General features: G+C 39.9%; 19 protein-coding genes and 2 pseudogenes. 2 read left to right on the top strand and 19 right to left on the bottom strand.

The window, feature by feature from the left end; all coding sequences use genetic code 11:
- A complete protein-coding gene (locus FR741_RS07180) occupies positions 1-864 on the top strand; it encodes an HlyD family secretion protein (RefSeq protein WP_167426513.1) in 864 nt (287 codons plus the stop codon).
- Positions 865-878: 14 nt separating this feature from the next.
- Positions 879-2,234: an FUSC family protein gene (locus FR741_RS07175; RefSeq protein ID WP_167426512.1), complete on the top strand. Its 1,356-nt coding sequence runs from the start codon at positions 879-881 to the stop codon at positions 2,232-2,234.
- A gap of 46 nt (positions 2,235-2,280) precedes the next feature.
- On the opposite strand, the gene FR741_RS07170 is transcribed toward FR741_RS07175, so the two are convergent.
- From FR741_RS07170 to FR741_RS07075, 19 genes and pseudogenes are all read right to left on the bottom strand, one after another.
- Positions 2,281-2,622 (bottom strand): hypothetical protein, encoded by a 342-nt coding sequence (locus tag FR741_RS07170; protein ID WP_041852946.1) that lies wholly within the window; start codon positions 2,620-2,622, stop codon positions 2,281-2,283.
- A gap of 159 nt (positions 2,623-2,781) precedes the next feature.
- A complete protein-coding gene (locus FR741_RS07165) occupies positions 2,782-3,246 on the bottom strand; it encodes a DUF2846 domain-containing protein (protein WP_005397344.1) in 465 nt (154 codons plus the stop codon).
- Between the two features lie 169 nt (positions 3,247-3,415).
- Positions 3,416-4,042 (bottom strand): LysE family translocator, encoded by a 627-nt coding sequence (locus FR741_RS07160; RefSeq protein ID WP_150918836.1) that lies wholly within the window; start codon positions 4,040-4,042, stop codon positions 3,416-3,418.
- 298 nt (positions 4,043-4,340) lie between these two features.
- Complete coding sequence (locus FR741_RS07155) at positions 4,341-4,694, bottom strand: DUF1428 domain-containing protein (protein ID WP_012841750.1); 354 nt, start codon at positions 4,692-4,694, stop codon at positions 4,341-4,343.
- Positions 4,695-4,791: 97 nt separating this feature from the next.
- A complete protein-coding gene (locus FR741_RS07150) occupies positions 4,792-5,397 on the bottom strand; it encodes a hypothetical protein (RefSeq protein WP_114324203.1) in 606 nt (201 codons plus the stop codon).
- 92 nt (positions 5,398-5,489) lie between these two features.
- The gene (locus FR741_RS07145) at positions 5,490-5,786 is read right to left on the bottom strand and encodes an antibiotic biosynthesis monooxygenase family protein (RefSeq protein ID WP_047009856.1); all 297 of its coding nucleotides are present in this window, start codon (positions 5,784-5,786) and stop codon (positions 5,490-5,492) included.
- 136 nt (positions 5,787-5,922) lie between these two features.
- Complete coding sequence (locus FR741_RS07140; protein ID WP_167426511.1) at positions 5,923-6,210, bottom strand: putative quinol monooxygenase; 288 nt, start codon at positions 6,208-6,210, stop codon at positions 5,923-5,925.
- 120 nt (positions 6,211-6,330) lie between these two features.
- Positions 6,331-7,005: an alanyl-tRNA editing protein gene (locus tag FR741_RS07135; protein ID WP_269819760.1), complete on the bottom strand. Its 675-nt coding sequence runs from the start codon at positions 7,003-7,005 to the stop codon at positions 6,331-6,333.
- A 109-nt stretch (positions 7,006-7,114) separates the two neighbouring features.
- Entirely contained in the window at positions 7,115-7,660 is a 546-nt protein-coding gene (locus FR741_RS07130; RefSeq protein ID WP_167426509.1) for a GNAT family N-acetyltransferase, read from the bottom strand.
- A gap of 149 nt (positions 7,661-7,809) precedes the next feature.
- The gene (locus tag FR741_RS07125; protein ID WP_233059800.1) at positions 7,810-8,379 is read right to left on the bottom strand and encodes a hypothetical protein; all 570 of its coding nucleotides are present in this window, start codon (positions 8,377-8,379) and stop codon (positions 7,810-7,812) included.
- Between the two features lie 135 nt (positions 8,380-8,514).
- Positions 8,515-8,857, bottom strand: a pseudogene (locus FR741_RS23775) (RDD family protein).
- Positions 8,858-9,080: 223 nt separating this feature from the next.
- Positions 9,081-9,689 (bottom strand): pyridoxamine 5'-phosphate oxidase family protein, encoded by a 609-nt coding sequence (locus FR741_RS07115; RefSeq protein WP_167426507.1) that lies wholly within the window; start codon positions 9,687-9,689, stop codon positions 9,081-9,083.
- Positions 9,690-9,835: 146 nt separating this feature from the next.
- Positions 9,836-10,237 carry a putative signal transducing protein gene (locus FR741_RS07110; RefSeq protein WP_104971817.1) on the bottom strand — a complete coding sequence of 134 codons (402 nt, stop codon included), beginning with the start codon at positions 10,235-10,237 and terminating at the stop codon, positions 9,836-9,838.
- A gap of 104 nt (positions 10,238-10,341) precedes the next feature.
- Entirely contained in the window at positions 10,342-10,863 is a 522-nt protein-coding gene (locus tag FR741_RS07105) for a GNAT family N-acetyltransferase (protein ID WP_104971818.1), read from the bottom strand.
- A 184-nt stretch (positions 10,864-11,047) separates the two neighbouring features.
- Positions 11,048-11,260: pseudogene (locus FR741_RS07095) on the bottom strand (glutathione S-transferase N-terminal domain-containing protein); the annotation flags it as partial.
- A gap of 173 nt (positions 11,261-11,433) precedes the next feature.
- Positions 11,434-11,916 (bottom strand): hypothetical protein, encoded by a 483-nt coding sequence (locus FR741_RS07090; protein ID WP_146192903.1) that lies wholly within the window; start codon positions 11,914-11,916, stop codon positions 11,434-11,436.
- Positions 11,917-11,927: 11 nt separating this feature from the next.
- On the bottom strand, positions 11,928-12,365 hold the full coding sequence (locus FR741_RS07085; RefSeq protein ID WP_041852942.1) for a DUF5675 family protein: 438 nt from the start codon (positions 12,363-12,365) through the stop codon (positions 11,928-11,930).
- Between the two features lie 607 nt (positions 12,366-12,972).
- Positions 12,973-13,419: a GNAT family N-acetyltransferase gene (locus FR741_RS07080; protein ID WP_012841740.1), complete on the bottom strand. Its 447-nt coding sequence runs from the start codon at positions 13,417-13,419 to the stop codon at positions 12,973-12,975.
- Positions 13,420-13,554: 135 nt separating this feature from the next.
- Positions 13,555-14,319 carry a hypothetical protein gene (locus tag FR741_RS07075; RefSeq protein ID WP_167426506.1) on the bottom strand — a complete coding sequence of 255 codons (765 nt, stop codon included), beginning with the start codon at positions 14,317-14,319 and terminating at the stop codon, positions 13,555-13,557.
- Positions 14,320-14,553: the final 234 nt, after the last annotated feature.

Here is a 14,553-nt window from a genome sequence, read left to right as displayed (position 1 = left end):
GTGATAAAACGTTATCTAATCACATTTTTATTACTGTGTTCCGCTGGCACTGTGATTTTCAGTTACTACCAATCATACTCAAACAATCCTTGGACTAGAGATGGTCATGTCAGCGCGTACATTGTGTCTATAACGCCCCGTGTAACCGGGCAAGTCATCAAGGTATATGTTGAAGACAACTCCCAAGTTAATGCGGGCGACTTACTGTTTGAGATTGACCCAAGCATTTATAAAGCGGCGTACCACAAAGCGCTAGCAGCTCAAAAGCAAGCCATTGCATTACTAGCAAAGGCCAAAAATGAAGAGCAGCGAGCACTTAAGTTAGAAAAGCGCACACCTGGCGCTGTACCTGTACTGACATTGAATAACCTAGACAATGCGGTGGAGACAGCCGTTGCCAACGTAGAACTCGCGAAAGCCAATGTTGAAGAAGCCAAGCTAAACCTTGATTACACCAAGGTGTACGCTCCAACAAATGGTTACATCACTAATTTTAATCTGCGCACCGGCTCCCAAGTTGTCGCAAACTCACCAGTTGTAGCATTAATTGATGAAGACAGCTTTTGGATCGAAGGCTATTTCAAAGAAACGGATTTAGTTGGTGTTGATCCACGAGATAAAGCATACGTGACCTTAATGATGCACGACGAAATGGTGCTGGAAGGTAAAATCAAGAGCATTGGTTATGGCATCGCGAAGCAAGACGGTAGTACAGGTAACAACCTTCTGCCTAATGTGAATCCTAATTTTCAGTGGATACGCTTAGCTCAACGCATTCCAATTAAAGTGAAATTAGACAACTTACCAAAAGATTTTCAACTACGCGTCGGTATGACGGCATCCATCAAAATAATCAAACAATAAGTGCGGTGAAATGTATGTTTAATGCCTCAACCAAAGAAGCAATTAAAGCTGCGCTGTCTATCGTTATCGCAATCTGCCTCGCCTTATGGTTTCAATGGGAGAAACCCTATTGGGCAGCGATCGCCGTCGCGGTAATGGCATTAAATGAAAGCTTCGCTCACTCGATAAACAAAGGTCATAACCGCCTAGTGGGAACCCTACTGGGCATTGGCTATGCCTTTTTCCTCATCACAGCATTTTCTCAAGATCGCTTCTTGTTCCTGACTTTTTTTACCCTATTTTTAGGTGTATGCATTTTCATGTCGAGCGACGAAAAGTACGGTTATGTGTTCTCCATAGGCTTTGCGGTGTGCTCTATCATCGCTTGTATGGGAGGGTTTGATAGTCAAGTGACGTTCCATTTCGCAGTACTTCGAATGCAGGAAACTATTCTTGGCATCATTACCTTCTCCGTTGTTTATCGTTTGGTTTGGTCAGTGAATACTGAAGAGAATTTCATTCAACGCTTTGAGAGCAGCCGTGAGGTGTTGCTTAAAGCTATAGACAAACCAAATGACATTGATATTGATGCCCTTGAAACCAACACAGCAAACATTGAGAAGATGTGCCAACTACTGGGATTACCGCTCACGGGCAGTTACCACCTCAAAGAACATCGAAAGCTGTGGCATCAGCGCCTCGAAGAGATGAAACGTATTCAAGAACGATTACTTGAACAAGTGGAAAAGCCCCACTGTGATGATATTGACTGGAAACCTGTGGCTCAAAACCTGACGCTATTTGATATCGCTCAGCCAACCACGCATCTAATTGGTCGTACCTTATTGACTGAACAAGTGAACCAGAAAACATCTTGGCATCGTGAACACCGGACTTTCATACAGCACTTGAAAGAAGACCGCAGAAAGGTTTTACAAGGAATATCGATGTTTATCACCTCGTTATTGGTTTGGATTTATCTCCCTGTACCAGGTGGGTTTATATTCCCTATGTTGGCCGGTGTCTTTTCATCAATAGTACCTACAATGCCTCCTAGCGTTGTTAAAGATGCCTTCTTTGGCGTTTTGGGAACAGGTTCAGTGATACTGCTGCAATACATCTTCTTCATGCCCATGATGACTGAGCTCTGGCAACTAGGGTTATTTTATTTCATCAATATTATTTTGATTTGGGAGGTATTTTCTACACCACAGCTGATGATCCATAGAGTCTTAGGCGTCAATTTATTGGTGGTATTAACCTCAGGCGCACTTAACTTGACCCCGGAGTATCGTATCGAAACACCTTTACTCATGCTGGTAAACATCATGCTCATTTTGATGATCGCCAAGTTATTTAATGACCTGTTTCATCCCCGCGTAACCGCTTAAACAAGTAATTAAACTTAATAAGGAAATGCTTTGAACAATGGTTAGATCAAATTACATAATGGCAAATAACACCGCCCGAAAAGGTAAAAATTAAAGACCAAACCAACACACTTTGAACAGGAAACATATGAAATATCAGCGGTGGGAATACTTTAATATCACGAAATGAAAATAATATTTGAGGTTGAAGATCCCAACATGTAGCTAAAGATGCGCCTCTTTTGAGCCGAGGATGCTTGATCAAATACTCAGCATAGGATGAATAAACCGTCCACAACCCTAACAGCCCAAATAACTCGATGATAGAAATAACTTCCAGACTAAATGGCAATAGTGAAGGCCCACCAATGAGTAAGATAATTGCGAAGATCCACATCTTATTTTTCATTACACATCCTTGTTGCTGATTTACGCTTATGTATTACCAATAACAACACCAAGTAAAAGCTGTTGGCCATAAAAACGCAACCCAACGTTGAACTTTTCATGTCAAGCGCTGGGTTGTGTTTTTTTTAAGTACTTTTAAATGTAAAATCAGTCAGTTAAACTAGATCGAAGGACAGTTTCCTTTTTCTGCCATGTCTACTTTTAGTACTTCTGCTTTACCTTTGCTTTCGTCCACGAGTTCTACGCCCGCACCACCAACAAATACACCCATTTTAATGTATTGATTAACGAAATAATTACGGCCCTCTTCCGTTAAGATAGTTAAGTGATTTTCAGAAAACTCAGACTCTGTACTTACTTGATGTTCTTTATTGCCTTCGACCTCATGGTAGAAGAATACACCAGGAGCTGTTTCACCAATACATTCCCCATCGACGTAAACATACTTTTTAAGCGCTGCTCCGACAAAAGCATCTTCTCGATAAATGTAAATCCCTGCGTTCCCCTTTTGAGGTGCTTCAAATGATTTCATTTGATTTGATACTGTCGAATCAACAGTAGGAACAGAAGCACAACCTGACAAACCCAAAAGGAATGCGGAACACAGAATTACTTTATTTTTCATGTTATTAACCTAGCTACGATAAAATCGCGCCAACCATACTATAAATAAATACGTTCACTTATTGGTATTTATGAAATTTGTGATTCAACCTATGCAATAGCACTCATTTTACGTATAGGTTGAGCAAACATTAGCCATATAAAAATCACGAGAATAAAATGCCCTGTATCTAACGATCACTAAATGCCACTTTACTCGCTAGACTGATAAGCAGAATACCCGAAACACCTTCAAGAGTTCTAGAGTAACGCTGAGAGTGTGAACGACTAAATACCCAATTACCCACAGATGCGTACAAAACGTTACATGTCGTCGCAAGTGCGCTGAACAGCAAGCCAAGTACTAATAATTGCATTGATGTTGAGCTTGCAGACGTATCAATAAATTGAGGCAGAAATGAGAGGAAGAATAACGCTACTTTTGGATTCAAGACGCTGACAATAACCCCCTGAACAAACACATTTTTATTATTATCAACATTTTTGTTTTCAACGATTTTACTTTCTCCACGCCACATGGACAGTAATGACTGAACACCTAAATAAACTAGGTAAGCGGCCCCTAACCATTTAACAACGCTAAAAGCCAAAGATGAACTCAGAATTATTGCTGACAAACCTAAACATGCCGCTAGTGTATGAAAAAAGTAACCAACACCAAGCCCCAGAGCCGCTTTCAGCCCAGCAGATAATTTACCTTTCATTGTATTGGAAACAATATAAATTACATCAGGTCCAGGAATCATGTTGATAGCGAGACAAGCGACAACAAATAATAATAGTGAGTTTGAATCCATTCTTTTCTCCAAATTAACGTCTTGCGGGATAACATCTCATCGAACTATAAGTAATGCAACGTCTAGGTTTCCGTTGGTTATCAAGGCGTTGACCGTAGTTCATTAACGTGCCTGCCATCGCAGGCCCGGGGCTAGCTATAGCTGATACGACAATCAGTGAATAATTTATCCCTTCCATTTTTACTCTAAGCCTCCACATGGAGTTTTATCAACGCTTATCGCGGAATAATGTACATCAGAAGCGTAATCCTGATTAACGCGCCAAGTGTCACGAATCAAGCCGGGGCTCTCTGGTATTTTACTGCTCCAAAATAACATCAAATCCACCATAAATGAGACGCTTTCCATCAAAGGGCATTGGGTTATTCTCAGGACTCATTCGAGGATCACCCATGATCCGCTGCCACCCTGAGTCTCGAACTTCTTTTGAAGGCCAGACTACCCATGAAAACACAACGGTTTCGTTGCTTTCAGCTTTAACTGCCATGGGAAATGATGTGATCTCACCATCTGGTACTTCACTTCCCCACGTCTCAATAACCTTTAAGGCCCCAAACTCCCTGAACATTTCTGCTGCTATTTTTGCGTGTGCGATATACTTTTCTTTATTCGCTGTCGGTACTGCAGCGACAAACCCATCAATGTATGACATAAGTAAACTCCTTTCATTAGAGTTATAACCATAGCTCAATAAAAAGAATGCACATGATGCCAAATCATAGAAGCAGGTACGTAATACAGCTTGAGAGCTACATTCCTAGCTTGGACTTTATATGCATATTTGAAAGGTATGTGTTTGGATCTAGCTTAGTTAGCGTATTTATAATTTCCAGAACGCTCGAATACTCAATACGTTCCTCTTCTGCATGCCCGATCCCACCTATTGTAAAGTGAGTAAAGCGGTAATCACGATAAACGTTTTGCAGCTGGCTAGAAATATCTTTGAGTAATCTTTTACTGAGGGCGAATGCAGGGTATTCACTACTTTCTGAAAGCTCTGCTGTAGAGCCAATAGATACAATATTGCATTTATCGTTAAGTGAACCTAAAGCGTTAAGCTCATTGACTAAATTAAGATACCCAATCGGGCCAACATTCATAAACTCAATCAGTTCGTTTGTTGTCAATTCTGAAGACTCTCCCCACATCGACGCCAAATAAACTATGATGTCAAACTCTACACCTTTGAAGCACGTGTAATCTGGTTTTTTCTCCGGACTAACATCAAGACGAACAGAAGCTACTCCATCCTCAACTAGCTTTGATCTAGAAATAGTATAAGTTTCTGTATCCTGTAAGTTCGTAGCCAAGAACCTTCCTAGACCCTTGCTACCTCCAACGATTAAAATCTGCATAACCCTATTCCTTGGTTAAGGTTGTCTTTCATATTGTCCGCCAAACTGTGCATTAGGCATCACTTTAACGTTTCTATTGTTTGCCTCTGGCCCTACTTAGTTCTATCTTCAATTTCATCGAATGATTCAACTGAAATACGCTCTGCAATTTCACTCATCTTCTTCATTTTTTCTGGGTTATTAGTTCCCCAAAACCGCTCCCAGTCTTCACGTGTTCGCCACTTGGCAATAGTTAAAACCTTTTCTGGTACATCATAAGAACGAAGCATAAAACTACCAAACGCCCCATCTACTGACTGATGAATTGAATCTGTCGTTGAACGCCATATATTTTGAAACTCATCCATTTTTTCACTTGGCACACGCCATTCATACACAACTCTAAACATAACACTTCCAGTAAAGTTTCTAGATTTAATACGGCAAAATATCAAGCTCCCTAAACCAGCTTAATAGATGAATAAAGCAACATAGAAGAATCACCTGAAAAACAAAGCGTAAACGCTCTAAATCACTCCGATTCGATTAGTCATGCACACATTCAAAGATTTCGTATTGACGTTTAACATTGGCTGTTACTTTTCCCCAATGTGAGGCTTGAACTCTTTCCTGATGTTGTTTAAAAGAGGCTTTGTCGACGAACTCCTCATAGACATCAAAACGAAAAGGATTAATCGGGCTTTGAGTCACAAGAAAAGTAAGGCAGCCCGGCTCTTCTAGCGTGAGCCTTTTGTGAGTTATTAACTCATGTTTTACTAACTCTAAATCCTTTTCCGGAACTAAAATAAAGCCTTTCAATGCTACCTTCGACATATCATCCTCCCGCTCCTATCGTGTAGCGTTTCGTTAAGAAGTAGCCAACACGCCCTCTATCTCAATCATCATATCGCAAATGTGAATCTCACCATGAACTAATATGCCACGTGTATCGACTTACGAGCATAAGGTTATCTCAACCCTTTCTTTGCCTTTACCGATGTTCTTGCGTTTTAGTTGAATTTGGCCGACTTCTGATGTGCGCTTTAAATGAGTGCCACCGCAAGGTACTTGCGCAAACCCATCCACTCTCCAATACCTTCTTTCACTCTCTTGATCGGAAAAGTCACTAATAATAACTGAATCAGAGTTAATCAAATCTTGCACATCAGTTTCAATTTCTTTCAATAACGGACCAATACTTTCAGACCACTCGAAATCTATGCGGCTCTTATTTTCAGAAATATGCGCGCCTATCTTAACAATGCCTTCCCGACGCTGATAAAACATCTCGAGCACCACTTCGGCAGCAAAATGTAGCTTCATTAAGGCGTATCTACGCTTCCAATCAACACACGTGGTTACAGTGTCACCAAGAGTGAAATTTGGAGAGGATTCCAATGTGTAAATAAGTCGAACACCTAACTTTTGAGCAATCAAAACCGGAATACCATTAATCGTTCCTTTATCACTCTCTTGGCCTCCAGACTCCGCAAAGAAGATAGTCTGGTCCAATTCAACTTTATTTCCGTCTACATTGGTCACTCTTGAGTTAAGTTCTGTTTGGTAGGGATTAACCCAAAATAATTTCTCGCTCATGCTGCTATCCTTGCAGTAAGTCCTCTCCTTGATAGTACATTCAGTGTCTACCAAGTCAATCCGAGAAACCTCAACGTCAAGTATAAGGCTACGTATAGAGCGCTGGCAGGCTATATCTATTAGATGCTTTTAAGGCCGGATACTAAACGCTGTTCAGAGGGTTAGCTAACAACCCATAAATTGCGGAATCTGATACAACTCCATTCACTTCCCAGCGCTGCCTTAGGAAACCTTCCTTTATAAAACCTAACCGTTCCAAGACTTTACCTGAAGAAACATTGTCTGGATCTATCTCAGCCTCTATTCGACGTAGATTCAGTGTCTTAAATGCGTGTTCGATTAATGCGTTTCCCGCCTCTAGTACAATGCCTTTACCCCAGAAATTGCGACTAACGCCAAAGCCAATTTCTGCGCGCCTGGACTCTTTCACGTAGTTAAACAGCATTATCTTACCCAGAAGTTGGCCATTACTCTTTAGGAAGATGCCTAGTGTCATTTCTGTATTGCTATTCATAGCCTGTGTACTATTGGTTATAAATGTTAGAGCCTCATCAATTGAACCCCAAGGGCCAGAGTTCCAATATTTCATGACCTCATGGTCTGAGAATATGCCAAACAATTCGCTTGCATTATCTTCAACTAGCTCTCTTAGAATTAATCGTTCCGTTTCAATCTTAGTTACTAACATTTTTTGGCCAGCCTTTTGATTTGTTATTGGTGAATAAAAACCAACTAAAGTGTGATATACGTAATACAAATGCTCTCGTATAACACTTTTTAATAAGCTCAACGCATAGTAAAAGCGCCACTTGTCACGATTCTCAATTGAAGCAATTTTTAGGCCTTCAAGTGCTTCAACAAGTAACCTTTGAACGCATCATAGTTTGGAATGAGTTGATCACGAGTCCTAAGTTCGGACTCAAAATAGGCCATATACTTTATTGCTTCATTTGGCGAAGTTTTACTTAGAAGCAAAGGAAGCAGTCGTATACGAGTGGAATAACTGAACACGGGCCAGACTTTTACATCTTCGCTTTTTAAACTCTCGATAACCCGCTTTCTATCTCTTAGTTTTTCTAACTCAATAGGTAGTAACTGTTTTACCATATAAGCGAAAGCTATAGGACTAATTGCGTCGGTATATGAATTACCAGTGATACTGCTCAACATGCGAGAAACACCACCAATACAACGCATTTCTCTAGGTAAGACCTTTTCTATATCTTTGTATTTAACCCCGAAGGAAGGGTTCAAAACAGTAAGCCCAAAGTTTAAGTGAAACCATTCGACATCGACCCTACCCACCTTGCGCTCCCATACTCCTCTAGATTTGATAAACTTGAAACCGCTCGGGGCTAAAACCTTATCAATCTCCAAAATGAAAGCTTCGGAATGCTCTTTATTCATAATTACGTACTGATTCTGATTGCCTAACACCGAATTGAGGTGTGAGCAACGCCACCACCTAAGCGAAGCTGTTCCACCCTGAAAACAAAGCCCGACTTGAACCCAAACCCCCAGCGCTGTCAATTTTTAAACAAGCTAGTGAACTACCACCACTGTTCTCACTAACTTATCACCGAGCCGTTGCCTCTTTTTACCAAGAACGAAAATTGAGTCAATAAAACCGAAGAATGGAGTAATAATATTTCTAAAAAGTGACTGAAAAATATTGCACCTTTTACCCGTTCTTGCACTTATAACTGCAATGCCCAAAAGTTTTTTTGCCCACACTTTGACCATTTGGGAAACTATCAGAAAAAAGGTAATACGACACAGCCGCTGTTACTGCTGTAGCGCGAACAAGTTCCTTTTCAATACCGATTTCTAAGCCGCCCCACAAAACGAGTGTAAAAATGCTAAAACTGACAAAAAAGTCGATCATTTGTCCAACACACCTAATTCCCGGACTAGCCAAAACGTAATTTTCTAGAGTAAAGTTTTCTACATTTTTCATTTTAAAATTTGGACTAACAATTGTTTATTTGTGGACTAACGTTATGGGTTGAATAACATCCCCACCAAAACTAATCCATAGTGCCGTACAGCAGGTCAAACCTAAAGAGCCAAGCATTTTTCTCCCTTTTAAACACTTTACTACACTCGCTCTAAAGACTGGATTGGTAATATTTCAACATCTCTTCTTGATTAAGCTCTTTATTTTCTAACTTTTGTTGATCTTTAAAGATTTGAGCTAATGAAGGGAGAATTGAGCGATTGACTTTATAGTAATCAGACCAAAGTTTCCCTCTCATCACCGCTTTCGCACAATGAAAGTACATACTCTCGATGACTATTTTGATAACAACCTTAGGATCTTTACTTCCATCGGGGCAAGCAGATATCAATTTGGAGTCTGTGTGAATACTTGCAATTCCTTTAATACGCAGTACTTCATCAATACCATTTACCATCAATAACAACCCAACTTTGGGGTTACTAATGATATTTTTTAGACTATCTATACGATTATTCCCCGAGCTATCAGGGAGCAACAATGTTGATTCATCTAAAACTTTTACGAAGCCAGGCTCCCCTCCTTTCGGAGAGAGATCGATATAGCCTTGAGTATCGGCGGTACTTAGAACTGCAAAATGGCAATTATTAATTAATGTAATCGCATGAACATCTAGGGCAGGCAACGCTTTATTTTTAGCTCTCGCACTTGGCTCTGCGTAAATTTCTTTTAACTGCTCTATTGTTTTAATTTCACTCATTCAATGTTGTCCCTTCACTATCGTATAATGCTTTGCTTGGAAGTAAGCATAACTCTGACTTCTGCATAGCCACTCAACCTAACGCAAAGTAAAAATGCTACGCGTGCAAATTATCTCTTCAACGCTTTGTTATCTAACGACTTAAATTAAAGCCTTTCACTGAATTCCCCACACTGCTTACACTTGTAACCATGCTTGTAAAAGAACAATGGAAAACCCAGTAAAATAAAGACTAAGAAAGCTGGACGCTTACCTTTTGTAAATGCAAATAGCTCTTTACTACCACAGTTAGGGCAAACATCTTTTCCTTCATCAACGGCAAGTTCACTTTCTAATGATTCTGAGAAATCACTGCTAAGTATTTGTTTCGCGTCTTCTGCATCACTTTCGGCCACCATCAGACGAACGCCGCCCATTGCATTTGAATAAAGCCACTGAGTATTCACCGTGTGCTCGTCAGCAATGTGGCTTTCTATTCCGACACTATCTAGGCTTGCTCTCGCAATATGAGCTTCATGAGGAAAAGAAAACCTTGCTACTACAATCACATATTACTCCTTGTGGAAAAGCGCTCTCGTAAGGTATAAGCTACGCGAATTAAAAATGCCACGTGTGGCGTTTCTTTTCAAACAATTTAGTAGCCCACTACAGACTAGTACATATACCCTAACCAATCTATATGACCAACAGCCCAAGTTTTGCCGCTGATAGGTTTAACATATAAATCATCGACTTGCTCTATAGCAACACCGTAATTTTTATGTTCATGAACTCGCAACCAAGAACTTAGAGAGTTAAGGCGCACATAACCATTAGCCACATAAAAACGATCCAAATCGGAGACTAAAATGATGAAGTCGACATCTTTAGTTGACGCATACTCGCTGAGTTGAGACAACATTGTTGTGCCAATACCTTGCCTTTGAAGTGTGCTCTCGACACAAAAGTCACTCACACCTAATACTTTATAAATTTCATCACCAACGCGAACAGCTCTGTAGTCTAATCCCATATAACCAACTAACTGGTCACCTTCGTACTTCAGAACTCTCATATGCGGGAGTTGCTTATAGTAAGAACGAGCAACCTGATGTTCAGGAAACGACTTGTTTCTCAGAGCCTCAATTGCATTATGCTGCGCTTTAGATAACTCGATTTCTGGGTAAATATCCATATTTGACCTTTGAGGGCTAATGACCTGTTAAAGGGTGATCAACACAATACCGAAACTCCCGCATACCGCCTTAATCACTGAGCTCAACGCATAGTTAAAATGCCACGCATAGCGAATCTATCTTAAACGCTATGTTATGCGCGTGGTTAATACATACCTACATAACCGTCCAACTTGCGAATTACCCCAATATTGCATTGGACTCACAGAGTACTCGACCGTCATCTAAAACGACTGTCGGGATTTTACCATTTGGATTGAGGACTAAAAATTCTGTTGTTTTAGCCTCGTTATCTAAGATATTAACGTGTTTCCATTGGTGCTCAATGCCAAGGAATGACAATAGTAATTTTACTTTTAAGCAGTTACCTGACTGCAAATCTCCATATACAACCATTACACTCTCCATGTTTCAATTCGTAAAGCGCATAACGCGCAGTTAAGGCATGAACTACGCTACCACCCAAACTAAACGATTGTGCCTAAAACACGAAACCCAACCTTGAACTGAAAATGCCAAGCGTTGGGAGTCACTCTAAAATGCTTTGTTAGCTGGCTACTAGCACTGGCTTAATCTATCACGCTCACCTTTATAACCTCCAACCTTTCAACAAGTGCGTCAGCCATTAACTTTAACTTATCCGGCTGTTTTATAGAGTAGGATTTCATTGTTGCTAATACATCAACTCTTAACTTTTCTAACCGATTCGCCTCATTGCCTGTATGGTCTGTGAACACCATCCCTTCTAGCTCACTTAACCATTTGTCAAAAGACTCCGGGTTTTCAGATAGTAAAAGTAAAGTATTCTGAGGCTCAACTTTTAGTGCAACCAACAATAAGGGAGAAACTTCTCCCGAAATAGCTCCGTCTCTACGTTTCCAAATTTCTACCAAAGAAAAAAGCGTAGGAACTATTTTCGAACCGCCTTTTTTTTCAAGGTTTGATTCAATAGATTTGTAGTTTTCTATCATCCAGTTATGTAAGAGACTTACTTCTGGCGTCTTAGCATACAGTAGTCCTGAACAAAAAACAGACACAATTAAGATTGCCATATTCCTTATCATCATTGCTGCTCCAACTGATTAGATATATTTATGGTAATTTTTTTGTAGCTCGCGATTTCAGCAAAAATTTCTTTCAGAGCCGATTTACTATTACCTACATAGTAATGAGATTTAGCCACACTCCCCCACGTTTTACCAGGCATCAAACACCCAAGAGTGTCTTTGTGATAATTTCCGGCATGGATTAGAATAAACGTTCTCCCTGGAACATTTTGTAATTCATATACATTAGGATACTTCGGTGAGCTATAAGGCAATAATTTGTAAGCCCCTGCCTTGATCCTTTTATCGGATCCTTCAGTTATCGAGTCTGGTCCTGCGGGCTCCAATACAAACCAACTTTTACTTACTCCCTCAATCGTCAACTTACCTAAAGTTGTCTCTCCCATTTGATTTGTTCGCTTTAGATTTAGTTTAACTTCATCTAGTTTTTTCATTGCTCTTATCCTAGCTATCAAATCAATGAAATTAACAGAAGAGTATTGTTACAACAGATCCGTTTCATCATTAATAGAGACATCGCTAACTTAAATGAAATTGAGCATTAAGTTTTTTACACCAACTTTAGTGTAGACAGCTAACGCCGCGTTAAGGGACGCTGGCACACGATACAGAAGTGACCACATAACACCCTAACAAATTGAAAATGCCACGTGTGCCAAGTCCCTCTTAAACGCTTTGTTAGGTAATACTTTTACCAAGATCTCAACAAAGTTATGGACGCTGATTCAACTTTATTTTCAGATATGTCGACAACAAAGAAATCTGTATGAACTGCGACTAAATTATTATTCGAGTCGTAGCCGCCAATTACCGGATAGAAACCATCTCCCCCCCCCCCCTGAATGGAAAAGAATAAGGTTCTTATCGCTATTAGGCAGCTGTATGTTTGCAAGCCCTTCACGTATTAGTGTTTTTCTGTTCGTTTGATTGAACCAGCAGTCATCTCTACCATTGTCAAAAAGTCCTTCATACCAACAATCTTCCTCGGGCATTACGCATACTAAAAATGCCACGCGTGCTGAATCACTCTTAAATTGTTTGTTATGTGCGAACTAGTCGCATTGGAACAAACCTTACGCCATTAACGTTTTGCTCACCTTCTGTGGCAACAAAACCTTGAGAATCATAAAACTTTTGCGCGTTAACAGACGATCTCAATCTTACTTCACTGGACTCAGTAAGCGATAACAATTTATCTAGCAATAGTTTGCCTAACCCTTTGTTTTGAAAGTTAGTATCAATGAACAGATGAGTAATGCAATCATTTTCTCTCAACGCAGCAAAACCAATGACTTTGTTATTTTCTATCAGCTTAAGGTTTTGAAACTTTGATTTATCAAATGTAGTTTCAACATCAGACCGCACTTTTGAAGAAAACAACGCCTGCCCTTCATTGCTGAAATGAGGAAGGATATTTTTGTCGACAACGCGCTTAACCAAATCAACAACTTGGTTAAGGTCAGATTCTTGAGTTTCTTCGATTCTCACGTTTATCTCTCTAGCACATAACGCCCAATTAAGGTGTGAGCCACGCTACCACTATACTCAACTTAGACGCCGCAAACACTAAACTTAACCCAAACCAAAAATGCCAAGCGTGGGGAATCACTCTTAAATTGTTTGTTAGGTGTTTATTTCATCTAACCTAACCAAAAGCCACAAGTTTTTGTCTGTTGGTGTATAGACAATACCTTCACCATATTTATAACTGTCAATTTGCTCTTTCAGCTCATCTGAATCTGATTCATACAAAGTGAATCTAAATGATTTGGATATGTTATATTTTGAATCAGAGCATATAACATTAAGTTCTAAACGATACTCTCCCGTTTCCCAAACGTTGTGCGAGTTTGAAAAACTACGTACTTCAGTGAGTAAAGAATCCGAAATTTCGACTAACCCTGTCGTTTCTTTGGGTCTTTTCTCTAAATTATCGGAGATATCATCACGTACACGTTTAGTAAGGGATTTACACTCTTTCTCGTCACGTTGAGAAAAATCATTATAAAAATTTGTCAGATGAGCCCATTCATCACCTGACTTTAACTTAAACTTTGTTAAAAGAACTTGTCCGCTTTTCTCAGGCGTTTTTATGTAGTTCTTACCTGAAATACTGCCAATTGCCTTACTTCCTTGTTTTAAGAAAACATCCAAGCCCGTAATCGTTACCGGCTTTCCACCAGTATTATTTAAGATAATATGCAACTGCAAGTTAGGGTTTCCCAACATATGCGTTACACCTACTTTCTCATACACATCTAACTCAAGTTTCCCTCTGCGCAGAAGCTTATGAATTGGGGGCAGTTGTGATAGCACCAAAGCTAAAAATGCGATAGCCGCAGACCACACTTTAGGATCTGAATAAAATGAAATTTCTTGAACTTCCATAATGAACCTTATTTAAACACCTAACGCCCTGTTAAGGGGTGAGCAACGCAATACCGAAGCCGCCGCAAACCACCTTAAACACTAAAATCAACGCATAGTAAAAATGCCACGCGTTGCGAATCCCTCTTGAACAGTTTGTTAACTGAGCGCCCTTCAGTTTTCGCCGAGCTTACAGCCACTGTAGCCAAAGCTGGTTTCACTAATTAATGATTAGTAAAGCTAACTCAAATATGT

It is taken from the genome of Vibrio diabolicus (genome assembly GCF_011801455.1).
GTDB lineage: Bacteria > Pseudomonadota > Gammaproteobacteria > Enterobacterales > Vibrionaceae > Vibrio > Vibrio diabolicus.
This window is presented reverse-complemented; position numbering and strand designations above follow the sequence as displayed.